Source organism: Prosthecobacter sp. (assembly GCF_044227185.1).
Taxonomy (GTDB): Bacteria; Verrucomicrobiota; Verrucomicrobiia; order Verrucomicrobiales; family Verrucomicrobiaceae; genus Prosthecobacter.
Window position 1 is genome coordinate 233,734 of the sequence record NZ_JBGAFO010000012.1, and the last position, 25,665, is coordinate 259,398.

The 25,665-nt window shown below is 62.4% G+C and carries 17 protein-coding genes; 7 read left to right on the top strand and 10 right to left on the bottom strand.

The genetic code is table 11. The features are described from left to right. Positions 1-6: 6 nt before the first annotated feature. From ACILSQ_RS25390 to ACILSQ_RS25400, 3 genes are read right to left on the bottom strand one after another with little or no spacing between them, the layout of a single operon-like run. Positions 7-315, bottom strand: a complete 309-nt coding sequence (locus ACILSQ_RS25390) for a YunC family protein (protein ID WP_395746486.1) — start codon at positions 313-315, stop codon at positions 7-9. Continuing rightward, the gene (locus ACILSQ_RS25395) at positions 303-1,253 is read right to left on the bottom strand and encodes a threonine/serine dehydratase (protein ID WP_395746487.1); all 951 of its coding nucleotides are present in this window, start codon (positions 1,251-1,253) and stop codon (positions 303-305) included. The genes ACILSQ_RS25390 and ACILSQ_RS25395 overlap by 13 nt, the downstream gene beginning before the upstream one ends. A gap of 3 nt (positions 1,254-1,256) precedes the next feature. Continuing rightward, positions 1,257-1,895, bottom strand: a complete 639-nt coding sequence (locus ACILSQ_RS25400; protein WP_395746488.1) for a DUF1080 domain-containing protein — start codon at positions 1,893-1,895, stop codon at positions 1,257-1,259. A 128-nt stretch (positions 1,896-2,023) separates the two neighbouring features. Here ACILSQ_RS25400 and ahcY point away from each other — a divergent pair, with 128 nt between their 5' ends. From ahcY to ACILSQ_RS25415, 3 genes are all read left to right on the top strand, one after another. Beyond that, complete coding sequence (gene ahcY / locus ACILSQ_RS25405; protein ID WP_395746489.1) at positions 2,024-3,427, top strand: adenosylhomocysteinase; 1,404 nt, start codon at positions 2,024-2,026, stop codon at positions 3,425-3,427. Between the two features lie 10 nt (positions 3,428-3,437). Further along, a complete protein-coding gene (locus ACILSQ_RS25410) occupies positions 3,438-3,803 on the top strand; it encodes a hypothetical protein (protein WP_395746490.1) in 366 nt (121 codons plus the stop codon). Between the two features lie 61 nt (positions 3,804-3,864). Beyond that, a complete protein-coding gene (locus ACILSQ_RS25415) occupies positions 3,865-4,968 on the top strand; it encodes a patatin-like phospholipase family protein (protein WP_395746491.1) in 1,104 nt (367 codons plus the stop codon). Between the two features lie 9 nt (positions 4,969-4,977). Here the strand turns inward: ACILSQ_RS25415 and ACILSQ_RS25420 are convergent, their stop codons facing one another. Together ACILSQ_RS25420 and ACILSQ_RS25425 are read right to left on the bottom strand one after the other, a co-directional pair. Further along, positions 4,978-7,746 (bottom strand): toll/interleukin-1 receptor domain-containing protein, encoded by a 2,769-nt coding sequence (locus tag ACILSQ_RS25420; protein WP_395746492.1) that lies wholly within the window; start codon positions 7,744-7,746, stop codon positions 4,978-4,980. A gap of 37 nt (positions 7,747-7,783) precedes the next feature. After that, complete coding sequence (locus ACILSQ_RS25425; RefSeq protein WP_395746493.1) at positions 7,784-9,322, bottom strand: hypothetical protein; 1,539 nt, start codon at positions 9,320-9,322, stop codon at positions 7,784-7,786. A gap of 587 nt (positions 9,323-9,909) precedes the next feature. Between ACILSQ_RS25425 and ACILSQ_RS25430 the strand changes: the two genes are divergently transcribed. The 3 genes from ACILSQ_RS25430 to ACILSQ_RS25440 are packed head-to-tail and all read left to right on the top strand — an operon-like array spanning position 9,910 to position 17,019. Continuing rightward, on the top strand, positions 9,910-13,062 hold the full coding sequence (locus ACILSQ_RS25430) for a PAS domain S-box protein (RefSeq protein WP_395746494.1): 3,153 nt from the start codon (positions 9,910-9,912) through the stop codon (positions 13,060-13,062). Then, complete coding sequence (locus tag ACILSQ_RS25435) at positions 13,059-13,511, top strand: response regulator (RefSeq protein WP_395746495.1); 453 nt, start codon at positions 13,059-13,061, stop codon at positions 13,509-13,511. The genes ACILSQ_RS25430 and ACILSQ_RS25435 overlap by 4 nt, the downstream gene beginning before the upstream one ends. Before the next feature lie 4 nt (positions 13,512-13,515). Then, on the top strand, positions 13,516-17,019 hold the full coding sequence (locus ACILSQ_RS25440) for a PAS domain S-box protein (RefSeq protein ID WP_395746496.1): 3,504 nt from the start codon (positions 13,516-13,518) through the stop codon (positions 17,017-17,019). A 54-nt stretch (positions 17,020-17,073) separates the two neighbouring features. On the opposite strand, the gene ACILSQ_RS25445 is transcribed toward ACILSQ_RS25440, so the two are convergent. The 5 genes from ACILSQ_RS25445 to ACILSQ_RS25465 all read right to left on the bottom strand — a co-directional run bounded on the left by ACILSQ_RS25445 (position 17,074) and on the right by ACILSQ_RS25465 (position 24,526). Next, positions 17,074-18,618, bottom strand: coding sequence for a serine hydrolase domain-containing protein (locus tag ACILSQ_RS25445; protein ID WP_395746497.1), 1,545 nt, complete (start codon positions 18,616-18,618; stop codon positions 17,074-17,076). A 1-nt stretch (position 18,619) separates the two neighbouring features. Beyond that, positions 18,620-19,528, bottom strand: coding sequence for a hypothetical protein (locus ACILSQ_RS25450; protein ID WP_395746498.1), 909 nt, complete (start codon positions 19,526-19,528; stop codon positions 18,620-18,622). A gap of 35 nt (positions 19,529-19,563) precedes the next feature. Next, on the bottom strand, positions 19,564-21,357 hold the full coding sequence (locus ACILSQ_RS25455) for a hypothetical protein (RefSeq protein WP_395746499.1): 1,794 nt from the start codon (positions 21,355-21,357) through the stop codon (positions 19,564-19,566). Positions 21,358-21,401: 44 nt separating this feature from the next. Further along, positions 21,402-22,493 carry a hypothetical protein gene (locus ACILSQ_RS25460; protein ID WP_395746500.1) on the bottom strand — a complete coding sequence of 364 codons (1,092 nt, stop codon included), beginning with the start codon at positions 22,491-22,493 and terminating at the stop codon, positions 21,402-21,404. 62 nt (positions 22,494-22,555) lie between these two features. Next, positions 22,556-24,526, bottom strand: a complete 1,971-nt coding sequence (locus ACILSQ_RS25465) for a CapA family protein (RefSeq protein ID WP_395746501.1) — start codon at positions 24,524-24,526, stop codon at positions 22,556-22,558. A 117-nt stretch (positions 24,527-24,643) separates the two neighbouring features. Here ACILSQ_RS25465 and ACILSQ_RS25470 point away from each other — a divergent pair, with 117 nt between their 5' ends. Continuing rightward, the gene (locus ACILSQ_RS25470; RefSeq protein WP_395746502.1) at positions 24,644-25,630 is read left to right on the top strand and encodes an isoaspartyl peptidase/L-asparaginase family protein; all 987 of its coding nucleotides are present in this window, start codon (positions 24,644-24,646) and stop codon (positions 25,628-25,630) included. Positions 25,631-25,665 lie beyond the last annotated feature (35 nt).

Here is a 25,665-nt window from a genome sequence, read left to right on the forward strand (position 1 = left end):
CGTCCATTAACGAAGCTGTGCCCCGCAAGTTTCACGCTGCAGCAGCAGTGCCGCTTCTCGCCCGCTCATGCCTTCCGTCACACCCGCCTCCCGTGCTTTGTCACTGAGCCGCACCACGGGCGCGGCCAGCACTTCCTCAATCGTCTTCACGCCCGTGACGATGGCGACCGCATCGCCCACACGGTTCGCCACATTCACATCAAAATAGCCGCAGCCGACGAATCCACCCGCCGCCTTCACCAGCAGGATGTTGGTTTTTTCCGTGGGCACATGCACGGTTTCAAAGGTGACGCCGTCAATGGTCAGGTCTGCCATGGGAGTTTGTCCAGGTCGAGGTTTCCGCCGGTGAGAATGAGTCCGACACGGCGTCCGGCGAAACGCCCGCGGTGCGCCATGAGCATGGCAAAGGGGACGGCCCCCGAAGGCTCGACGACGATCTTCGCATAGCGCCAGATCAGCTTCATTGCCTCGATGATCTGCGCCTCGCTCACGGTGAGGACGTCCGTCACATTCGCCTGGAAGATCCCCAGCGTGCGCTCGCAAAGGGCGCCGCGCAGACCATCGGCGATGGTGTCCGTGCTCAGCAGCGGTTCAAGCTTGCCCGAGCGAAAGGAGCGGCAGGCATCGTCCACACGCTCCGGCTCGGCACCGAAGACCTCGAGGCCTGGCTTGAGCGCTTTGGCGACGATAGACGTGCCGGAGAGAAGTCCGCCGCCGCTGATCGGCGCGGCGATGGCATCCAGGTCGGGAAAATCCTCCATCAGCTCCAGGGCGGCCGTGCCCTGTCCCGCGATGACAAACTCATTGTCATAGGGATGCACCATCGTTGCGCCGGTGCGCTGCCGGATCACCTCCACGGCGGCAGAGCGAGCCGCGAGTGTCGGCTCGCACAGGTGGATTTCTCCGCCAAATCCCGCGGCGGTTTCCTGCTTGGCCTTTGGCGTGTTGTTCGGCACCACAATCGTGGCGTGAATGCCGCGATGCCGCGCCGCGCAGGCCACGGCGGAGGCGTGATTGCCCGAGGAGTGCGTCACCACCCCGCGCCTCGCTTCTTCATCCGAAAGCGCCAGGATGGCATTGCTTGCGCCGCGGATTTTGAAGGAGCCGGTGCGCTGGAAGTTTTCGCATTTGAAGAAAACCTGAGCGCTGCAGAGTTCATCCAGCCCGCGGCTCGTCAGTACGGGCGTCCGATGCGCCAGCGGCGCGATGCGCAGAGCCGCCTCTAGAATGTCCTGGAGAGTGGGGGCAGTCACGGGCTACTTCAGCTCCTTGATCCGCACATTCCGGTACCACACCGGCAGCGCCTCGTCTTGAAAGGCGATCTGCCCCGCGTTGGGCCGGTCCGCCATTTTCATGTCTTTGAGGGTGGTGTTGATCACTTCCTCGCCATTGAAGACGACCTTCACGCTGCGGCCCTTGACCGTGATCGTGTAGCGGTTCCACTCGCCTGCGGGTTTGACCATGTTCTTGGAGGGTCCGATGCCATGCACGATGCCGCCGCAGTCATGGTGGCCGGGTTTTTCCAGGCCGTAGGTGTCGAGAATCTGCACTTCAAATCCGGTCTTCACCGGCTCCTTCATGTCCGCCACGCGCATGAAGACGCCGCTGTTGCCCTTGGGGTTGATCTTGAATTCCAGGTCCAGCACGAAGTCCCCGTACTGCTTTTCGGTGGCGATGTAGGCGTCGTAGCGCTGCCAGCCCTTCTCGCCCTCGCGCGGGTGCAGGGAGACACTGCCATCGGCCTCCACCACCCAGTTTCCCGTGGTTTTCCACCCCGTCAGGTCCTTGCCGTTGAAGAGCGGGACGAAGCCAGCCGCGTCCGCAGCGGGGTGGAGATCTTCGGCTTGCAGGGAAGCGACGAGGCCAAGGCAGAGGAGGAGGGAGGCGAATTTCATGGTGGGTCAGCATCAAACGGCCGGTAAATCCCCGTTTGACATCCAGGTCTTTATTTGGAACATATCATCACATCTTGATGCGTTGATTTGTTCCTTTTCACCCCAAACCTGAACCCACGACACACCTCATGTCCGACTACAAAGTAAAAGACATCGCCCTCGCCGACTTCGGCCGCAAAGAACTCGACATCGCCGAGAGCGAAATGCCCGGCCTCATGGCCACCCGCGAGAAGTACGGCCCCAAGAAGCCCCTCGCCGGCGTCCGCATCACTGGCTCCCTGCACATGACCATCCAGACTGGCGTGCTCATCGAGACGCTGAAGGAACTGGGCGCTGACGTCCGCTGGGCTTCCTGCAACATCTTCTCCACCCAGGACCACGCCGCTGCTGCCATCGCCGCTTCCGGCACCCCCGTCTTCGCCTGGAAGGGCGAGACCCTCGAAGAATACTGGTGGTGCACCTGGAAGGCCATCATCTTCCCCGGCGACAACGGCCCGCAGCTCATCGTTGACGACGGTGGCGACGTCACCCTCCTCATCCACAAGGGTTATGAAATGGAAAACGGCGACAAGTGGGTCGAGACCCCCTCCGACAACCACGAAGTGAAGGTCATCAAGGACCTGCTCAAGGACATCGCCAAGAACCAGCCCGGCATCTTCCACAAGATCGTCAAGGACCTCAAGGGTGTCTCCGAAGAGACCACCACCGGCGTGCATCGCCTCTATGAAATGGCCAAGGCTGGCAAGCTGCTCTTCCCTGCCATCAACGTGAACGACAGCGTCACCAAGTCCAAGTTCGACAACCTCTACGGCTGCCGCGAATCCCTCCTCGACGGCATCAAGCGCGCCACGGACGTCATGATCGCCGGCAAGGTCGGCGTCGTCTGCGGTTATGGCGATGTGGGCAAAGGCTGCGCCGCCGCTCTTCGCGGCATGGGCGCCCAGGTCATCGTGACCGAAATCGACCCCGTCTGCGCTCTGCAGGCCGCCATGGAAGGCTACCGCGTCATGCCGATCGAAGACACCCTCGGCACCGGAGACATCTACGTCACCACCACCGGCAACAAGGACATCATCACCCTTGAGCACATGGAGAAGATGAAGGACCAGGCCATCGTCTGCAACATCGGCCACTTCGACAACGAGATCCAGGTGGACAGGCTCAACGCCCGCAAGGACGTCAAGCGCCTCAACATCAAGCCCCAGGTGGACAAGTACACCTTCCCGGCTGGCAACAGCATCTTCATGCTGGCAGAAGGCCGCCTCGTGAACCTCGGCTGCGCCACCGGCCACCCGAGCTTCGTGATGAGCAACAGCTTCACCAACCAGACCCTGGCGCAGATCGAGCTCTGGGAAACCAAGGACACCCGCCCCGTCGGCGTCACCGTCCTTCCCAAGAAGCTGGACGAAGAAGTCGCCCGCCTCCACCTCAAGAAGATCGGCGTGAAACTCACCGTCCTCTCCAAAGAGCAGGCCGACTACATCGGCGTCCCCGTCGAAGGCCCCTACAAGACCGACCACTACCGCTACTAAGGTAGCCCAGTTGCGCCGCAACTGGCGCACGACCCATTACCCCACCCCAAAACCCCAAAGCGCGTTCGGTCGAAAGGCCGGGCGCGTTTTGTTTTTTTTGGCTGGCGAATTCAAATGCACATTCACCGTCGCCGCCTACACTCAAAGCATGACTGATGCTGAGTGCGCACTGACAAAACGCTGGGTGCAAACCTGGGTCGAGGCTGGCCCTGAGTTGCAGCGCGTGCGTGATGCAGACATCCGGGCGGCAGACACCGCCAGCATGATCGAGTGCACGACGGCATTGTTCCGGGATGCTGTGCAGAATTTTCCGCCAAAACCGACGTCTGGCCTGATCGAGCAGCAAAGCTGGTTCATGAAATTCCGCACGGCATGAAGGACTTGGTCGAGTACATGGACATTTGTCTTTGTGCACACTTTGCCCTAAAGGTCCGCGCGTGACTCCCGAACACCTCACCCAGGACAAACCACGTCGTCGCATTCTCGCTCTCGATGGTGGCGGCATCCGTGGCGTTTTCACCATCGAAGTTCTGGGGCGCATGGAGGGGATGCTGAGGGAGCACACCGGCAAAAAAGACCTGGTGCTGGCGGATCATTTCGACCTCATCGCCGGGACCAGCACGGGGGCCATCATCGCCACTTTCCTTTCCTGGGGCATGTCGGTGCAGGCGATCCGGCAGCTCTACTCGGAGCAGGCGCAGCGCATGTTCACGCGCGCGCCGTGGTGGCAGTTTCATCGGGGCAAATTCAGCGACAGCAACATCGCGGACATGCTGCGCAGCATCTTCGTGGAAGAGGACGGCACGCCCGCGCTGCTCGGCACTTCGCGGCTGAAGACGCTGCTGCTGATCGTGATGCGAAACGCCACCACCAGCTCCGCCTGGCCGCTTTCAAACAATCCCAACGCCCTCTACAACCAGCGCACCCATGCGGACGGCAGCCCCAGCGAGGAGTGCAATCTCAACCTGCCGCTCTGGCAGCTCGTGCGCGCCAGCACGGCCGCGCCCGTGTACTTCCCGCCGGAGAAGATCAAGCTCGGCAGCCACCATTTCGAGTTTCTGGACGGCGGCATCACTGCCTACAACAACCCCGCGCTGATCGCCTACCTCACGGCCACGCAGCCCTGCTATCGCGTGGGCTGGCCCACCGGAATTGATCGCCTGCACCTCGTCTCCATCGGCACGGGGCAGATTCGTCCGCGGCTGAACGCGTTTCTGCGCCGCATCCTGGGAAATCTGAGTTTTGCCGCCACCGTGCCCTCGGGTCTGATGGACTCCATTTCAAAGGAGCAGGACATGCTCTGCCGCACGCTCGGCCGCACCCTGCATGGCGAACCCATCGACACGGAGGTCACGGAGATTCATGGCCTGGACCGGTTCACCTACGTGCGCTACAACCGCGAATTCAGCGTCGCGGAAGTGCTCGCCGCCGAGAAGGCCCACGGCGGCGGCTTCAGTCTGGACAACTTGCGCATGATCCGCTTCCTGACCGAAGAAGGGCAAAAGTTTGGCGAGCAGGTCCGGCTGGACCACCTCTTGTAAGACGCCGCATCACCGGCTCATCTGCGCAAGCTTTTGCAGCAGCTCCTTCACGCGGCCCTGCGCCGGTCTTAAGACGCGCAGCTCTCCGGCCGCATCGAGCTGCAGTCCGGCGAGCGATTCTCCCAGCTCAGCGAGGATCGGATAAAGCGCGGGCTTGGCACGGTAGAGCACCATCCCCTCGATGTTGGCGCTTTCATTGTTGAGATAGGGATCACGGGGCGCCTTGGGTTGTTCCAGGCCAAGGTCGGTGAACAGCATCCGGTCAGTGAGCGGCTCGCCGGAGGCGCAGTCCCACAGCATGGTCCAGGTCAGGTCCACATTCGGCGGCTCATGGTGCAGGCTGCGGGTGAGAAGCACCGAACGGTCTGGCGAAAGCATCGCAGCCTCCAGCTCCGAGGCGGCATGGTCATCAGTAAAAAAGACCGATTCATCCAGCGGCCGGGACAGGCGCTTTCCTGTGGCCAGATCAAACACCTGGTACTCGTAGTGACTCGTCACCGCCACCACTGCGCTGCCTCCCGCCACGGGCCGCATGTCTGCCACGAGGCCGCGCAGCGTCTGCTTGTGGGCGCCCTTTTCGGGGTCGATCACGATCTCGCTGCCACGCCCGTCCGCCACCATGCTTGCCTTTCCGTCTTGAAGCAGAAAGGCGGTCACAGCACCGCCTGCGCCTTCCAGGCTCAATCCCGGAGAATCCTCCTGCACATGCGCTTTCACAATGGGTTCATCCACGGTGCCTTCAAAGATGGTCTGGGGTTTCTCTGCCTGCACGCGGTCCACCCGCACGTGGCGTTCTTCATCCGTGTACACCCACAGCTTGGAGCGCGCCTCAGGTTTGCCGGCGAGCGACTGGGCCGGAATTTTAAGAGCGCGGTGCTGTCGCTCTCCCACTTGCAGCAGCACGCCGCCCGCGGTGTCTGCGCGCAGGGCGTCCACGGGCTGCTCCAGTTTCAGCACTGGCGCATCGTTGCCCTCCAGGTGGTTGGGCGTGGGTGTGAACCATACCTCGGCATCGTCAGAGGCTGTGACAAATGTTTCCTGCCCGCCCTGCAGAAGCAGCGTCGCACGGATGGCCGAGTGGTGCGGCACCACGGCGACATCCTGCAGATAAGACTCCGCCGCATCCTTTGGCCGGTGGACCACCTTCCAGTAAGCGTCTCCGCAGGAAGAGCCAACCAGCAGCGCACTGCTCCGCTTTTCCGCCTCCTGCTTCTCTGGCATGAATGTCAGCGTGGTGAAGACGGCGCTTTGGTAGTGGGGATCCTTGCCGGTGGCCTCGATGTCGTCTCCCACTTTGGCGCCGCGGCGAAAATCCCAGATCTGCAGATAAGCCGGCTGACGCCACCGATCCACAGTCACGGCCAGCCAGGTGCCGTCTGGAGAGAAAGTCATTCCGCTGATGTTGCCCACCCAAAAATCCGCCTCCGCATTCGCATGGATCCAGTCACACAGCGGCTTCTCATCCGCGTCCCACACCCGGAAATGATTCAGCCCGGCGCCCGGATGATTGGAGCCTTCGGGAGAGTCCACATCCTCGCACCAGGACACGGCGACGAGGCCGTTGGGTCCTTTGACCACGAGGTCAAACTTGCCCGGCTCCTTGCTCTCGTTGGGGGGCGGCGGCGGCGTCACAAAGGCAGGCACCGCAGGTTTTTCCAGCGCCTTCGCTGGCACGGCGGCGGGTGCCGCCCCCGCATCTTCGCAGACCCACATGTCCCGCTGCTGCAGCAGGGTCAGCAGGCGGTTGGCCGCCATGGGGTGCGCGTGCTCCCGCACCGCCCGCGCCAGATAGGCCATGCCCTCGCTGGATGTCCGCGCGTCCTTCAGTCGCGCACTGCCTTCACGGAAATAGGCCACGCCCAGCGTGTCTGACAGTTCGCGTGACTTGGCCGCCACCTGGTCCCGCTGCGCCTTCGCCTCGTTCGCATTGCGCACCGCCAGCATTCCGGCGATCAGCGCCGCCACCGCCAGCCCGCTAACCGCCATCAGCCAGCGGCGCAGCACCCTGGCGCGCTGCTTCTGTTTTTCGATCTGGTACGCTTTGTCACGCGCCGTCAGAACTCCCAGCGGCACGCCCAGCACTCCGGCCACAATTTTGAGCAGCATCAGGTTTTGCTGCCGCATGTACACATTCACCTGCTCGTTCGCCGCTTTGTCCGGCATGCCTGCGGCTTTCAAGACGTCACGGTAGGCCGCGGGAGAGGTCCAGCCCTGACCGCCATCATGCAGTCGAAAGTCCGCGGCGATCGGCTCCGCCAGTTTTTCGATGAGCTGTCCGCTTGTTTCATCAATCGCATGGCGCAGCGGCTTCGGAAAGCACTCGCGCTCCATGTTCGTCGCCAGGGTCGGCTCCCCATACAGAATGGCCGCCAGAATGCGGTTCTGTTTGCCGAGCTGTTTGAAGCGCAGAATCTCATCCGCCACAAAGCTGCTTCGTACCGCGTTCGGCGAGCACAGCACCACCAGGAAGCGGGAGTTTTGCAGCGCCGCCTCGATGGGCGTGGAAAGGCTTGCATCCGCGGGCAGCTCCTCCTCGTCACGAAACACCGGAAAGATGCGCTCTGGGATCACATCCCCGCGCTGGTTCTTCGTTCCCACCAGGTCCGCGGGCACTTCGTAGGTCTCCAGCGTTTGATGCAGCCAGGTGGCCCACTGGCGCCCCGGTTCCTTGTTGTCCGCATGGCGGTAGCTGATGAAGCACCAGTATTCCCGTTTGAGGCGGTCGGTTTCCGCCGCGGCGGTTGCGTCTGTGCTGGATGAAGATTCAGGGACAGCCATGAGTTGTCAGAAGATGGGATGTTCGGCGTGCCGGTTGTCAGCGCTTGCTGGAGCTGGCGGCCAGCCGCCATTCACGCAGTTCGTCCAGCAAAAGGTCCTCGCAGCGTGTGACGTTCCGGCGGATGGAGGATTCCGTCTCCAGTCCCTGGAGGGCCGCTTTGAGCTCGCGCAGGGACTGTACCATCTGCGGGTAGCGCAGCTTGCGCCGTCCGGCGTCCAGCGCATGGCGCAGGCTGGCCGTCACTCCCGCCATCAGCGGCAGGGCGATGGGCAGAAAACCCACGGCGATCCAGGTCATGAAGCCATGCTCCAGGCCCCAGCCGTCCGGCTTGTGCCAGATCTTGCTCAGCTTGTTGAGCACGGAAGCGAGCACAAAAGGAGGGGCCAGCCGGGTGCACCAGTCGCCCAGTTTGCCGGTGAACCCCCACCACCACAGAGTCGCCGGGCTCATGGCGGTGTAGTGGCGGATCTGCCCGTCTGCATGAGTCTCGCTCAGGCGCGTGGCCAGGTAATGGTCCCGCTGCGCTTGAAGGCTGTCCCGTGCATGGTGGGACTGCACGAGAAGCCCCGCGCTCAGGGCGAAGCGGCGCCACTCTGCATCGAACCATGAGATGGCCGGAGTCAGCGGGTCCATGATCGGCACGCTCGCCCGCAGCCCGCGCACCAGTTCACAGGCAAAGCGGCAGCGCAGCCAGCGGTCCTGCACCTGCCGGCGCCGCAGCAGAAAATTCATCCACAGGGCTGCGCTCACCAGCGCCAGTTCGGTCAGCGAGATGATCCACTTGTATTTTTCCCACAGCGCCTGCTTGTCCATCATCTTGAAGGTGACGAGGGCCGCCAGAATCGCCGCGATGCCGTGAATGAGGATGATGCGCACCAGCGAGGGCCGCAGCTTTTCGGCTTCGCTCACGGCGATCCGGTCCAGGCAGCGCTGCAGTTCATCCGGCGTGGAGGCCTCGCTCCCGCTGGCGTCTCCCGCGGCCTGGGCGATGCCATTGAGCTCGTCCAGAATGGCATCCCGCCCGATGGCGGCGTCAAAGTCCTCGTCTTTGGCGGATGCACCATCCTGCGGCTGGATGTGCAGCACGGGGATGCCCATGGCCCGGGCCTGGGCGACCATCTGCGCGGTGCCACCCGGCCCGCGTGGCGGCTCCCCGTCCCATACTGCGATGAGCACATCCACCGCTTCCAGCATCACAATGCCCTGGTTGAAGTAACACTCGGGTCGCGTGGGTTCTCCCGCCACCGTGCGGAGAGAGTCTCGGCCCGGCCTGGCCGCAAGATCCATCTGGGCCCTGGCCCGCGCCCAGGCGGCAGGACTGGAAAAATCCTTCTCAAACTCCTCTTTAACCAGCGGAAGAAGCAGATGCACCGAAATCTCCAGCTCACGCGCCACCTCCAGGCAGACCAGGTCGGAGCCCTCCGCTGCGCTCGCGTAGAGCTCGATCTCTCCCCCTGCCTGCGCGGAAAGCTCCCGCAGGCCCGTCAGCGCCGCCATCAGCGCGGTGCGCACCGCCGTCTCTGAAAAACGGGAGCGATGTCCGCAAAAACCAACCAGATGACGAGTTCTGAGCATGGGCCACAGGAAGCAATCTCCACGCAGAATGGCAAGCACGGCCCGTCAGTTTTCTTCCGCTACGATGCCAACCTCGCTTTCTGAAGCAGGTCTCCACCCTCTGGGGAGGGAACGAAAAATTCGAGCCGCGAAAAGTCCATCGGTTAAGAAATTAGATTAGAAGTCAGTGCTCGGGGCCCGTTCCAGCGAAAATTCTTTCACGCCCCAGTGTTCCCAGCAGGCAAGCCGGATCATTATGAAATATTCGTCAGAATACTGCCACGAAAAGTTTTTTCGTATGAGATTGAAGAAGAACACAGTGGAAATATAGCGGTCAGCGCCACAGTGGAGCCAGCCAGTCCTAAATATCGATTTATACCCTCGTTCCTCCTCCGATTTGCCTAAGCAGAACTTAACGACATTTGCGCATTGCCTGTTGTATTGACTGGCGGAAAATAGTCCTATCGCCCATGCTGCAATAATCATCCCTCGGTTATGAAAACATCGTTGCGCCGCCAAGGTCCAAGCTTCCACGCTGTTGACAGAGCCTGCCATCTCCAATGGCGGTGCGGCTGCATGCCGGGAAATGGAAATATCCAGGAGACGTCATGCCCCTGACTCTTCCACGCTGGATGCCGCCCTGGCCGGCACTGCTGCTTCCATTGCTGGCCCTTGGGGTGCAGTGGCTGTGCTGGTTCTGGCTGCAACCGCTGCTATGGCTCCTGTTTTTTCCGGCCGTTTATATCAGCGCGTGGATGGGCGGCTGGCGGGCTGGACTGTGGGCCACGGCATTTTCCGCCATTCTCGTGTGGTGGGCTTTCATCGCTCCCGCTCCTTCCATCGGCGGCAGGCATGCCCACGTGCTGCTTTCGATGGGAACGTTTGTCGGAATGGGCGTGGTGGTGAGCCTGCTGCAAACCACCACCGGCCCGCTCACAGACGTCCTGGGCGTGCTCCGCTCCACCAGCCAGCAGTTGGAAACGCGCGTGCGCATGCGTCTCGGAGACATCGTGGCCTCCGCCCTGGACGCCATCATCTGCGTGGATGACGAAGAAAGAATCGTGCTCTTCAATGCCGCCGCCGCGACGCTGTTTGGCTGTACCGAAAAGGAGGCGCTGGGACAGCCGCTGGATCGTTTCATCATCGGTTTCAAGCCGGAGCAGATCCAGCCTGCGGAACGCGGTGCCGGAGCGGTGGCGCCCACCCCCAGCGTGCACGCATTGAACGGGCGGCGGAAGAACGGCGGGGAGTTTCCCGCCGAGGCATCCATTTCACAGACGGAGGTGGACGGGAAAAAAGTCCGCACGGTCATTCTCAGGGACGTCACCGGGCGCAGGCGGAACGAGGAGGCCACCGCCATGCTCGCCGCCATTGTGGACTCGTCCGATGATGCGATTTTCAGCCAGAGTCTGGACGGCATGGTGACCAGTTGGAACGCGGGTGCGGAGAAGCTGTTTGGCTATCCGGCCGGTGAAATCGTCGGGCGCCCGGTCTCCCTCCTCATCCCACCGGACCGCCGGCATGAGGAGGAGAAAATCCAGGGGCAGATCAGACGCGGTGAGCGCGTGCAGCATTTTGAAACGCTGCGGCTGACCAGCGACGGCAGCTCCCTTCCCGTCTCCATCTGGGTCTCACCCATTCGAAGCAAGGAGGGCGCGATCATCGGCGCCTCCAAGATGGTGCGTGACATCGCCACGCGCAAACAGGCGGAGGCCGCGCTGCGCCGGAGCGAGGCGCGCTTTGCCAAGGCGTTTCAGGCCAATCCCGCGGCCATGTGCATCACCACCATCCAGGAGGGCCGCTTCATCGAGGTGAACGAGCGCTACTGCCGGCTGTTTGATTACCCGCGCGAAGAGCTCATCGGCCGCACGTCGGTGGATCTGGCCTTGTGGGATGTTCCGGAGACGCGCACGGCGGTGATGGAAAAACTGCAGACGCAGGGCTTTGTGCACGATTACGAAACGCAGTTCCGCTGCAGAAACCGCCAGCGGCTGGACGCTCTGGTTTCCATGGAGCAGATCGAGTTTCCTGGCGAAAGCGAACCCGTGGTGATCTCCATGTTTGCAGACATAACGGAGCGCAAACGCGCTGAGGCAGCACTGAGGGCGGGCGCGGAATGGCTGCGCCTGATCACCAACCTCGTGCCGCACGGCATCTTCGCCAAGAACTCCGCGGGCAGGTACATCTTTGCCAATCCTGCTTTGGCCGAGACCTGCGGCCTCCCGCTGGAGGAGGTGATGGGGAAAAACGATTTCGACCTGGTCTCAGACCGGGCCCAGGCGGAGGCCTTTCTGGCGGATGACCACGCCATCATGTCCTCAGGCGTTACCAAGCTCGTCAGGGAGGAAAACCATACGGATCTGTCCGGTCGCAAGCGCATTTTGCAGACGACCAAGAAGCCCTTCACCGTGCCGGAAACTGGCGAGCGCGCGGTCTTCGGCGCCTGGGTGGACATCACGGAGCGCAAGCTGGCCGAGGAGGAGGTGCGGCGCCTGAATCTCGAGCTGGAGCAGCGGGTGATCGAGCGCACCGCCCAGGTGGAGGCCGCCAATGTGGAGCTCCTCAGCAGCCGCGCGGAGCTCAAGAGCCTCTTTGAGTCCCTGCCAGGTTTGTATCTGGTTCTCACACCCGAATTTAAGATCCTGGCGGCGAGCGACGCCTATCTGGCTGCCACTCTCACCTCACGCGAAGACATCATCGGGAAGGGGCTGTTTGAAGTCTTCCCAGACAATCCGGATGATCCCACCGCTGATGGAGTGTCCAATCTGCGGGCCTCGCTCAATCGTGTTCTGGCAACCCGTGCGGCGGACACCATGGCCATTCAAAAATACGATGTCCGCGGCGTGGACGGCGTCTTTGAAGAACGCTACTGGAGCCCGATCAACTCCCCGGTGGTCGGCGCCGATCAGCAGGTCCAGTACATCATCCACCGCGTCGAGGAAGTGACGGAGTTCGTGCGCCGCAAATCCCAAACCGCCAGCAGGGACGCCGAGCTCAGCGCCCGCATGGAACAGATGGAGGCGGAGATTTTTCAGAGCTCGCAGAAAGTGCAGGCCGCCAACCTGAAGCTGCAGGCCGCCAACCAGGAGCTGGAGTCCTTCTCCTACTCCGTCTCGCATGACCTGCGCGCCCCGCTGCGTGCCATGGACGGTTTCTCCCGCGCGGTGATGGAGGACTATGGCGCGCAGCTCCCGCCTGATGGCCGGCGCTATCTCCAGATCATCCGCACCAGTGCGCAGCGCATGGGCAGTCTGATCGACGATCTCCTCAGCTTCTCGCGCCTCAGCCGTGCCACGCTGACCAAACGCAGCATCGACACCACGCAGCTTGTGGAGGGCGTTCTCGAAGACCTGCACAGTCAGCGGGAGGGCCGCCAGATCGATCTCCGCATCGCCATTCTGCCGCCGTGCGAAGGAGATCCCGCCCTGCTCAAGCAGGTGTGGATCAATCTGCTGTCCAACGCCATCAAGTACACCCAGAAACGCGAGTCCGCCGTGATCGAAATCGGCTGCAACAAGGAGGAGCAGGGAAACATCTATTTCGTGCGCGACAACGGCACAGGCTTTGACATGCGCTACGCCCACAAGCTTTTCGGCGTCTTTCAGCGGCTGCACCGCGCGGAGGATTATGACGGCACCGGCGTCGGTCTTGCCATCGTGCAGCGCATCATCCACCGCCATGGCGGCAAGGTCTGGGCGGACGCTGCCGTGGACCAGGGGGCCACCTTTTATTTCACCCTTGAAGGCGAAAACTCTTTATGAACGATTCACAAATCATTGAAATCCTGCTGGTCGAGGACAGCCTCGAAGACCTGGAGCTCACGCGCCGGGCGTTGCGCAATGCCAATTTGGGCAACCGCATCCAGGTCGCCCGTGATGGCGAGGAGGCGCTGGAGTTTATCTTCTGCGAAGGGGCGCACGAAGGGCGCAAAATCGAGGACACCCCCAGGCTGATCCTCCTCGACCTCAAGCTGCCGAAGGTGGACGGGCTTGAGGTGCTGGCGCGCATCAAGGGCGACCCCCGCACCAGGCACATTCCCGTCGTGGTGCTCACTTCTTCCAGAGAGCAGGTCGATGTGGTCAAAAGCTACCAGCTCGGGGTGAACAGCTACATCGTCAAACCGGTGAACTTTGAAAGCTTCACCACCGCCGTGCAGGAGCTGGGCATGTACTGGCTCCTGCTCAACCAGCCTCCCAAGTTGGACCAATAATAACATGAGCCAGCCACTCCGTGTCCTGATCGCCGAGGACAATCCCAATGATGCCGAGCTGGTGCTGCGCGCCCTGCGCCAGGCAGGGTTTGCCCCTGACTGGCACCGCGTGGAGACCGAAGAGGATTTCCTGAAGCGGCTCAAGCCGGACCTCGACATCATTCTCTCCGACTTTGACATGCCGGCCTTCAATGGCCCGACCGCGCTGGATCTGCTGCGACAAAGCGGCATGGACATTCCCTTCATCATCATCTCCGGCACCATCGGCGAGGACGTGGCGGTGGAGATGATGCGGCTCGGCGCCACGGATTACCTGCTGAAAGACCGCCTCGCCAGGCTGGGCGTCTCCGTCAGGCTGGCCCTCGCCCAGGGGCAGCTCCGCAAAGAGCGCGCCAGGACGACCGAAGCTCTGAAGCAAAGCGAACAGGACCTCCGCGAGCTGACGGCGGAGCTGAAAGTCGAGCGCGCGCATCTCACCGCCGCGCAGACTGTGGCCAAAATGGGAAGCTGGGACACGGACCTCTCCACCCTGGCCGCGGTCTGGTCTGCCGAGACCTATCGCATCTTCGAAATCACGCCCGGGGGGCTGAAACCGACCCATCAGGATTTCCTCGCTCACGCCCATCCTGAGGATCGTGAAGCGCTGGACCAGGCGTTTAAGCGCTCCCTTGATCTGAGCGGCGTGAATTCCCTGGAGCATCGGCTCCTGATGCCTGATGGCCGCATCAAGTTTGTCGAGGAGCAGTGGCAGGTCTTCCATGATGACCAGGGCAGGGCCCTCCGCGCGCTCGGCACCTGCCGTGATGTCACCGAGCGCAAGCAGGCGGAGGCGGAGCTGCGCTGGAAGACGGCATTTCTCGAAGCCCAGGTCCGCGCCACCATCGACGGCATCATCGTCGTCGATCAGCAGGGAAAGAAAATTTTGCAAAACCAGCGTGCGGCTGAAATCTTCCAGATTCCGCCGCAGATCGCAGACGATCCGGATGACAGCGGCCAGTTGCAGTGGGTCACCTCCAGAGCGGCCAATCCCGAGGCCTTCGTCGCCCGGGTGAAGCATCTCTATGCTCATCTGGAGGAAGTCGGGCGTGATGAAGTGGAGCTCAAGGACGGCACCGTGCTGGACCGCTACTCCGCCCCCGTGGTGGGCGATGACGGCCAGTACTACGGACGCATCTGGACCTTCCGCGACATCACCGCACGCAGAAAGGACGCCATCGCCCTGCTCGAGTCCAAGCGCTTCCTGCAGTCCACTCTCAATGCGCTGACCTCCCACATCGCCATCCTGGACGAGCACGGCACCATCATCGAGGTCAATGCCGCCTGGAAACGCTTTGCCGCTGAAAACGACTGGAGAGGCACTACTCATGGCGTGGGAGACAATTATCTGCAGCTCTGCGACCGCTCGGTCGGCAAGTTTTCCGAGGAGGCCTCGCTGGTGGCCGCGGGCATCCGTGCCGTCATGGCCGGACGCCAGGAGGAGTTCCACCTCGAATATCCCTGTCATAGCGAAGGTGCCCAGCGCTGGTTTGTGGTGCGCGTCACCCAGTTTGGCGGCCCCGGCCCGGTGCGCGTGGTTGTGGCGCATGAAAACATCACCGAGCGCAAGCTCGCGGAGGACGCCCTGCGGGAGAGCGAGGAGCGCTTCCGCCAGATCGCTGAAAACATTCAGGAAGTCTTCTGGATCACGGACACCGCGAAGCAGAAGATGCTCTACATCAGCCCGGCCTATGAGCGCATCTGGGGCAGATCCTGCGCCAGCCTGCAGAGCGAGCCGCAGACCTGGGCCGACTCCATCCACCCGGAGGACCGCGAGCGCGTGCTGCGTGCCGCGGGCACGCAGCAGACGGAAGGCACCTACGACGAGGAGTACCGCATCATCCGCCCGGATGGCGCGCTGCGGTGGATCCGGGACCGCGCCTTTCCCGTGTGCAATGGCGGAGGCAAAGTCTACCGCGTGGTCGGCGTGGCGCAGGACATCACCGAGCGCAAACGTTCCAGAGACCTGCTTCAGGAGCAGGCCTCCCTCCTGGACCAGGCCCGCGACGCCATCCTGGTGCGCCATCTCGAGCATGGCATCACCTATTGGAACAAAAGCGCCGAAATGCTCTACGGCTGGACCGCCGAGGAAGTGATGGGCCGCCATACGGGCGATTTCCTCTATCGTGATTTCGCCCCCTACGAGCAGGCCATCGCGGCTGTCCTCAGCAAGGGGGAATGGAGCGGCGAGATCCAGCAGATCACCAAATCAGGCGCCGCGGTTTTGATCGACGCCCACTGGACGCTGGTGCGCGATGACGCGGGCCGCCCGCGGGCCGTGCTCGCCATCAACAGCGACATCACCGAGAAAAAGAAGATGGAGCAGCAGTTCTTCCGCGCCCAGCGCATGGAGAGCATCGGCACGCTGGCCGGCGGCATCGCGCATGACCTTAACAACGTGCTCGCGCCAATTCTGATGTCCATCGACCTGCTGCGGCTCACCAGCCGCGACGAACGCGCCAAGTCCGTGCTCTCCACCATCGAAACCAGCGCCAGGCGCGGCGCGGACATGGTGAAGCAGATCCTTTCCTTTGCACGCGGCGTGGAGGGGGAGCGCGTCGTCATCAACATCCGGCACATCATCGAGGACATGCAGCATCTCGTGCAGGACACCTTCCCGAAGGAGATCGTCTTCCGCGCGGAGCTGGACGCACAGCTCCCATCCTTCTCGGGAGATCACACACAGGTGCATCAGGTGCTGCTGAACCTCTGCGTAAACGCGCGCGATGCCATGCCCAAAGGAGGCACGCTCACCTTGTCCGCCACCAGCCTTCAGGTGGATGACAACTACGCCGGCATGACACAGGGCTCCCTTCCGGGACGCTACCTCATGATCAAGGTCACGGACACCGGCACCGGCATTCCTCCGGAGGTGATGGACAAGATTTTTGATCCTTTCTTCACCACCAAGGAGCACGGCAAAGGCACCGGCCTCGGGCTTTCCACCGTGATTTCCATCGTCAAAAGCCACGGCGGCTTTCTCAATGCGTACAGCGAGCCGGGCAACGGCGCCACCTTCAGCATCTGCTTTCCCGCCATGGACGGTCCGGATGGAGGGGGCGCGAAGGTGGAGGAGGACACGCATCCCCGAGGAAACGACGAATTGATTCTCATCGTGGATGATGAAGAAGCCGTGCGCACCATCACCCGGCAGACGCTGGAAACCTACGGCTACCGCGCGCTGACCGCCGCGGACGGCACCGAGGCGGTGGCGCTCTATTCCATGCACCGGACGGACATTGCCGCCGTGGTGACAGACATGATGATGCCCGTCATGGGCGGTCATGCCACCATCCAGGTGCTGCAGCGCCTGAATCCCGCTGTGAAAATCATCGCCGCCAGCGGGCTGGCCAATGACGGCGGCGCCGCGCGTGCCAGCGCCATGGGCGTGAAGCACTTTCTGCCCAAGCCCTTCACCGCCCAGACTATTCTGACCGCGCTCAGGCAGGTCCTGGGCGAACGCTCAGCGTAAGCCCGCCCGTCCATCAGCGCGTGATGACACCCCACGATCTCGTGCCGCCCATGCCTACGCCACGGCCTTCCCCTTCAGCGGCGCACGCACATCCTTCGCCTTCGGATTCATCGCCGTGATGCTGTTGAGGAAAGTGATGGTGACATTATCCCCCTCAAATTCGCAGGTCACCCGGTCGCTGTGCGGTGTCTCATAATAGCGCCACTGCATCACCAGCGTGCGGTCATCTCTCCACGCCGCGCTGGCGGCGATCTTTGAGGTGGGAACTTTTTTCGGCATGCCTCCCGAGATGAGCCGCGGCGGCGTGCCTGGGATGGCGGCCTCGCAGCGATGCCACGCTTCGATGCCGCACGTGATGGTCTGCTCATCGGTGCAGAAGACGCAGGTGTCGCCTCCCAAGCCGAACGAGGCTGTTTTCAGGCCGAGTTCGTTGGGCTCGAGCATGTAGGCCTTGCTGGTGACCACAGACGATTTCTTGCCGCCCTGCTGCGGCGCAAGTGCCAGCGTCTTGAGCTTGCTCAAATCGGCCCGCAGCGCCCCCTTCGCATCGATCGCCGGCAGCAGGTGCTTCCACACCAGATCCAGCTGTCCCTGCATGTTCTTGTTCTCGCTCGTCATCACGATCACCGCATCCTGCTCAGGCAGCACAATCGTGAACTGGCCAAACGCGCCATCGCCACGGAAGGCCGTGCCCTGGCAGCGCCAGAACTGGTAGCCGTAGCCCTGCATCCAGTCGTTCTTCGCCTTGGGCCGGTCCGGCTTGTCACCGCCGGGCTGCTGAATGTGGAATTGCGATGCTTCCTCCACCCACGCGGCGGGGAGGAGCTGCTCACCGTTCCATTTCCCCTTTTGCAGCAGAAACTGGCCAAACTTCGCCAGCCCCTCGGTCTGAATGCTCAGCCCCCACCCGCCCGTGTTGATCCCATGCGGGCAGGTCTCCCACCGCATGCCCTTGATGCCCAGCGGCGCAAACAGCCGCGGTGTCAGGTAGTCCAGCACCGTCTGGTGCGTGAGCCGCTGCACGATGGCGGAGCACATGTACGTGGCGGCGCTGTTGTACATGAACTGCGTCCCCGGCTTGTGCGCGATGTTCTGCGCCAGAAAGGTGCGCGCCCAGTTCTCCGACTTCACGCACACGCCCGTCGGCTCCTTCTCATTGCCGGTGGACATCGTCAGCAGGTCCTTCACCCGCATTGCCGCCAGGTTGTCGCTCACCTTTTCGGGCAGGTCGTCCGGGAAAAACGACACCACCTTGTCCTCCACACTCAGCTTGCCCTCGGCCACGGCAAATCCCACGGCGGTGGAGGTGAAGCTCTTGCTCATCGAGTACATCGTGTGCACAAACTCCGGCCCATACGGCTTCCACCAGCCTTCGGCGATCACCTTGCCATGCCGCAGCATCATGAAGCTGTGCAGCTCAAACTTCTCGCGCTCGACGGCATCGATGAAATCCAGAATGCCGCTCGCCGCCACACCCTGGGCGTCTGGCGTGCTGCGTGCGAGATGTTCGCCAGTTCCCTCCGCAAAAGATTTGGGAATCCAGAGGCTGAAGGGCGCGAGTCCGGCGTAGCGGAGAAAGGAGCGGCGTGAGGTGGTCATATCAGCGTGTAGTTTTGGAAGTCACAGGCGTGCCGTCCAGTTGAATCGCAAGCCGTGCCGGAAGATATTCCTCCAGCACATCCACCAGCGCCTCCGCAAATTTCTGCCGGCTCTCCTGCGTGTCGCGCAGTTTGGGTTTGTAAGTCTCTATCTGCAGCCCGGCGACATTGTTTTTCGCCAGGCAGTAACGCCGCACCGTGTAGCCTCCCATGAAAAAAGGCTCCTGCGGCGAGGGCATCCGCGGACTCGGAGCCGCGAAGAACCCTTTCTTCTCCAGCAGCGCTCCAAAACTCGCCGGCCCGCGCACAATCTGCGAATAGGCTTCTTTGGATTGCGCCGCGATGAGCTGGATGCTGCTCTTTGCCAGATAGGCATCGCCGTTGAGCTGCTCGTCATCCGCCGCAAGGTCCCTGGCCGAATGCTGATAGCCCAGCTCGACTCGCACATCCGGGTGGCTCTGCCCATGCAGGTCGATGAAGAACGCCACCCCATGCTGCTTCACCGTGGCCGCGCAGGCCTGCGCCACGAAATCGTGATACTCATTCCACGCTTTCTCGGCGATGGGGCTTCCCTGCGCTGCCTCCACGATCTCCCGGTTCGGGTCCAGCTCCTTGCGGTGCAGGTTGGAAATGATCAGGTGCATGTGGTGGCCCGTCCGCGCATGGACCACCTCGGCAAAGGTGCGTGCGAGCTCCTGCGTGTTCCCATCAGGCTGCACCACTCCCTGCGTGCGGTCGGGAATGCTCTCCGGCGTCTCACGTCCGCCATGCGGTGAGCAGACCACGAGCGGAAGATCTCCCGGGATGTATTCAATGTATTGGTGCTCTCCGAAGACGCTCTTTCCCGGCACAAGCTCAGCAGCGGGGGCTGGACATGCCAGCAGCATGCAGAGAAGAAGACTCCTTTTCATGGTTGGGTTGGTGGTGGTTGGCAGGCAGACTGGCACTAAAACCCCGTGTTTGGAAACCAGCGGCTGAAGTGGTTTTCATCCAGACGCGTGAGCGGAATGGTCAGCGGCTCCGGCACGCCGTTTTTGGCCCAGCGCAGCAGCTCATCGCGGTGGCCCAGCCTGCCCAGCACATCAAACACATTGCCCGGCGAGTTGTCAGGCCAGCCCTTCATCACCTGCGGATCCCAGATCGCTATGCCAGGGTCTCCCGCGCCGAGATAAGCAGCGGCCTGCTTGCACAAGTCCTTCGGCTTGCCGGTCTTCCACGCGATCACCATCGGGTAGGCCTTCGTCTTCGTTCCCTTCGTGATGCGGCGGTAGTACTCCATGTCGATCTTGCCGGGGGTCTTCTCAAACGAGGTGTGGTAGGCGAACCACGTCGTCGCCAGCTCATCCACCAGACCACGCTGGGCCCAGTTCGCCAGGTCCAGGCCCCAGCGCGTGTTGTCGGCTTCATTCGAGAACGTGCCGAGCGAGATCTTGTACCGTTCCTTGCGCCCTTGCTTCGCGGCTGTCTCATCCAGCAGCACGCGCACCTCGTTCATGAAGTCGGTCATGATCGCCGCCCGCGTCGCATGAATGCGCGGATCATCGTCCTCCACCGCTTTGGCGTCGGCATGGTGCATCGCCTTGAACCGCTCGCAAAACGCATCCTCCCACAGCATCAGCGGCATGCCGCGGTTGAAGAGAAAGCCCACGCCCTCCGGCTGCAGCTCCAGGGTTTCACGGAAGACCTCGATCAAATGCTTCCTCACTTCCGGGATCGCATAGCTCATGAAAAACGTCGGCGTGCCGTCACGATCAAAACAGCGCCACTCAGGGTGCGCGTAGAAAAACTTGCTGTTGAAGGTCTCCTCATACGGCATGGAGCCCACCCAGCCCGCGGGCCGCAGCATCACATGAAACTCCGCGCCCTGCGCCTTCGCCGCATCCCGCGCCACCTTCAGCGGATTCACGCCCTTCTTGAACAGCGTCTCCAGGGACTTGGTGTAGATCGCATAAGTCCCGTTGGGGAAGTCCACCGTGCCCTCTCCGGGATAAGTGCCGACCTTGCTGGGGTAGCACACCAGATCCGACCCCGTCACCTGAAACCACCATTTGCCGATGTCCGTGGTTTCAAAACCCCGAAACTCCTCCGCCAGCTCCTCCGCCGTGGTCGGTTTAAACGGCCAGATCCAGCTATGCCCGTCAAACGTTGCGATGGAGCTGCGCTGCTTCGAGGGCGCCTGCGCAGCCTTCGCCTCCGCTTCCGTCAGCGGCACCGCTTTGACATAGCACACCGTCGCGGGCAGGCCCGGCATCGGCGCGATCTCCACCGCCTGCCCGTTCAGATTTGCCACCGTGAGAAAACACTCCTGAATCACCGCGCGGCGGTTTTTCAGCAGCGCCAGATTGTTCGCCATGCGCTTGAAGACCGGCTCATCGCTCAGCTTCGCCTTGATGCCGTTGCCGCCGATGTTGAACCCTCCCGAAGTCGTCGCAAGGCCCACATACACGGCATGCCAGCCACGCTCCGCCAGCGGCAGCTTCACCACCGGTGGATTCGTGCCGCTGTAGATGGAGAGCGCCGTGCCTTTCATCTCCTCCGTGGTGAAGGGGATCATCTTCCACTTTCCTTTCTGCCGCTTGCCGGTGATCAGCGCCGCCGCAGGCTCCACCTTCGATAAATCCGTGAGCACCACCGCCTTCGCGCTTTGGGAAAAGCTGCGCGAATCATTGGGGAAAAATTCCGCCCGGGCTGCGCCGCATGACAGGGCCAGAAACGCGAGGATGAGGCGGGAGGAGTTCATAAACTGTGCACTGGTTCTCGGAGTGAGGGGACCAGAACCAGTCGTCACTCGGCCCCCGCCACTTTCACGCCGCTCATCGGATAATGCGTCACCGCATCCCAGGCGATCTGCTGCAGCAGCGTGTTCAGCTCGGCGGCCTGCGGCGCATCCTTGAGGGCCGCGGGCACCGGCAGGCCCACCGGGCTGCGTTGATGGATGGCGGCAAAGTGGCAGTAGGTCACCAGCACCGACAGCGGCGGCATGGGGTGCCCCAGATCATCTTTGAAAAGATCAGCCTGCTTCGTGATGCCGGGCGCCTTGCCTTCGGCGACACATTCGCGCAGCGTGCAGACCGCATCGCCCACGGGCACGATGCACACGGCCTGCTTCCCGGCCGCGGAATTGAGCGCGTTCACCTGCGCTTCCAGCCTGGTGTTCCATTGTTCGCGCTGCATTTCACGCATCTTGTGCAGGCTCTCCACCGTCGCCTCATTGCGCATGGCATTGTGAAAGCCGTCCGTGAAGTTGCCATCCCGCGCCGGCCAGGAGGCCTGCACCAGCACCCGCAGATTTGGGTTCTTCTCCAGGCCCAGCTTGGTGAAGTTGTCGATGCCTTCATCCGGCAGCAGCATGTGCGGCGAGACTGTGAGCACGTCCACGCTGCCCTCGCGCAGCACCTTCTTCGCCAGATTTTTCTCATCCGGCACATCCCAGTGCTGCTGCGTGCGCGAGCCGCCGATCATCTGCCGTCCCGCATCCTGATAGCCGATGCCCGCCGCCTCCGTCATCTTCGGCAGCATCGTCGCGGTGAAAATCATGAAGCTGTGCGCGCACACAAACACACGCGGGCCCGCTGGCAGTCCCGCCGAGGCGGGCGTGGTGTTCTCTCCCGGCTTGCTGGTGTTCGGGCCGTTGGATTTGGTCCTGGAAGCCAGCAGCGCCTTCAGCTCCGGATGCGCCTCCACATACTTCAGCGCCTCATCCACCGAGAGCGTGCCGTTCTTGTCCGTATCCGCATCGGGGTAAAGCTTCAGCGCCATCGCCAGCTTGGCTTCGATGCCTCCCTTCTTTCCGGCGGGCGCCGCCGTTTGTGCGATCAGCCAGGTGGCTCCCAGGGCAAAGGTGAGGGCGAGCAGAGTGCGGATGGTGCGTTTCATGGTGGGCGATGAAGACGTGAAAGTTTCTTTGTTATATCAACGACCGTCGCGCCAGCCCAGCCTTATTTCGCAGTGGAAACCGGCTGAAATTCCAGGAAGGCCCCGATCTCATCGCTGCCCTCCTTCACTTGGGTGCTGCTGGTGGCGTCCCAGCCGCTCTTTTCCCCCAGCAAAGTGTAAATCTCCCCCAGCTCCTGCTTGGAAACAAAGCGCGGCTGATAACCCGTCACCTGGTTGTCACTCACGATGGGATAAACGCGCAGCCCCGCCTGCAGGCGGCCGTTTTGCAGCGAGAAATCCACCACCAGCGGCAGGCTGTACGGCGGGGCCTTGTGCGCGACGTAGCGGCCGCGTGCATTGAAAAGAAAATTGCCCAGGCTGTAAAAAATCCAGCCCCGCGGATCACGCTCGATCTCCTGCATCGTATGCGCCCCGTGGCCCACGATCAGATCCACGCCCGCGGCACGCAGAGCATGCGCCGTCTTCGTCTGCTCTTCGCTTTTCCACGCGTAGTTGTCTCCCCAGTGTACGAAATACACCACGAATGCATCAGGTCTCTCGCGTCTGACTTCGGCGATGGCCTTTTGCGCCGCGGGCACATCCACCGCAGCCACCCCAGGGAGGTCGGCACGCGCATAGAAGTGATAATCTTCGTCGTAGTTTTTGCGATACTCAAAGGTCCCAAACACCGCCAGCGTGAAGGGCTGCTCGCCCAGCTTGAAGCTCCGGATCAAAGGCCGCGCTGCTTCCGTCAGCGTCCTGCCTGCGCCGAACGACTCCGCACCTGCCGCCTTCAGCGCGGCGGTGGTGTCCTCCAGCCCGGCCGCGCCCTGATCCAGCGTATGGTTGTTCGCCAGCGAGTACGCCATCGGGCCATACTTCTGAAACACCGCCGGAGACTTCACCGGGTCGCTGTAATGAAGGTAGTCCTTCCCGGCCAGCGGGCTGTCATGCTTCGTCGTTAGTGGCGTTTCCAGATTGAGGATGCGGTAGTCCACCGCCTGCAGCAGCCGGCCAAGCTGGCCAAGACCGTGCTCATAGCCTTTCTTCTCCAGGATGTTTCCCTCGCTGGTCTTGCCATACTCATCCTGGTAGCTCTCGCCATGATTGGTGTCGCCACCGAACAGCACCCGCACATGGGCGGTGCTTTCCTTGCTGGCCGCATGTTTGCCAAACAGCTGCTCCACCGCATACGGCGCCATTTCTTTGTCCACATGTCCCACTCCCGGTGCCGTCGCCAGCTTCCACGCCAGCGGCACTCCCAGCTCCTTGGCCTGCCGCTCACCCGCGGCATAGAAAAACTGCCCGCGCGCCAGGCGGTAGGGTCCCTGCGCCATCGCCTCGGCAGTTTTGCGCAGGTTGGCATGATTCGGATCCGTGTCCGCCGTGCCCAGCAGCACGATCAGCGGTCGCTGCAGCATGGCCTTCAGGCTGTCCTGGTCCAAAGTGCTGCCGCGCAGACCGTAGGGAAAGTCCACCTTCAGGTCCGGCAGCGTCCACCATCCCGCATTCGCCGCCACCGCCTGCGCCACGCGTGCCTCCGGCATGAAGTACAGATAGCGATGTACAAACTGCGCCCCCGCCGAGTGCCCGTAAAGGGAGTAGCGCTCGCTGCGGTTGTGCGCCGCCGCTTTCACCGCATCAAAAATCGGCTCCAGAAAGCTGAACGACCACTGCGATTTCGGCCGCGGCCTGTCCTGCTCATCCATCGTGTTGCCCGTGTTGTAGCCGTCGCTGCCAGGGAAGTTCTTTTCCGAAAACTCCGGTGTCACCAGGATGAAGCCGCGCTCCTTCGCGTGTGGCAGCCATTCGTCACGGTAGCGCTCGGCATCGCGCTTCACCCCGTGCATCACAAAAAGCACCGGCGTCTCCGCCTTCGCTTCGGATGGCAGATAATACCACACCGGCACCGTCTTGCCGGCCTGGCTGAAGTCAAACCGCCCCGCTCCCGGCTTCATCTCCGCGGACCTCGCCCGCGGTGTGAACGCGATCGTCAGCAAAAGCAGGATCAGCAGCGTTGGGGACGTTTTCATGAGCGATTCTGTGCCAGCCGCGCCCGGTTGTCGTTTCACTAAAATGAGTGATCCGGCACGGCGCGGTTTTCGATTGCGTTCCGCGCCCCCAGTATGCCCGGTACCCGAAATGAAACCATGAAAATCCTGCGCCTCCTCCTCACCACCCTCGCATTCCACTCAGCCGCGCTGGCCGCCGATGCCCCCATCACGCTCGTCATCCATGGCGGCGCAGGCGTCGCCCGTGCAGACTTGTCGGCAGAGAAAGAGGCGGAGTGCCGCAAGGTGCTCGAAGAAGCCCTGCAAAGCGGTCACAAGATCCTGCGTGATGGCGGCACCAGTCTCGATGCCATCCAGGCCGCCATCATCATTCTGGAGGACTCCCCGCTCTTCAATGCCGGGCGCGGCTCCGCCCTCACCTCCGCCGGCACCGTCGAGATGGACGTCTCCATCATGGACGGCCAGAAGCACACCGCCGGAGCAGCCGCATGCGTCACCGGCGTGCGCAATCCCATCCGCCTCGCCCGCCTCATCATGGAGCGCACCCCGCACGTGCTCTTGGTAGGGCAGGGGGCCGAGGCTTTCGCCAAAGAGTGCAAGCTCCCCTTTGAGCCGATGGAGTACTTCATCACCCCCGAGCAGCAAAAACGCCTGCGCAAAGTCCAGAAAGCCCAGGCCTGCTCCACCCCCGTCACCGATCTCACCCTGCGCACGGGCACCGTCGGTGCCGTCGCTTTGGACAAAGCGGGCCACCTCGCCGCAGGCACCTCCACCGGCGGCCTCACGAACAAACGCCCCGGCCGCGCCGGCGACTCACCCATCATCGGCGCCGGCACCTATGCCGAGGATGGAGCCTGCGCCGTCTCCTGCACCGGCCACGGCGAATCCTTCATCCGCTCCGTCGTCGCCTACGATGTCGCCGCCCACATGAAATACGCCAAAAGCGACCTCGCCACCGCCGCCCGCCGCGTCATTCACGAGGTGCTCCCAACGCACGACGGCAAAGGCGGCCTCATCGCTCTCGACTCCTCCGGCAACATCGCCACCCCCTTCAACACCCCCGGCATGTTTCACGCCTGGATCAAAGCCGACGGCACCATGCACATCGCCATCTTCGAGGAATAAAGTACTCGCGAGCTTTAGCTCGCTCTGGAAAGCGC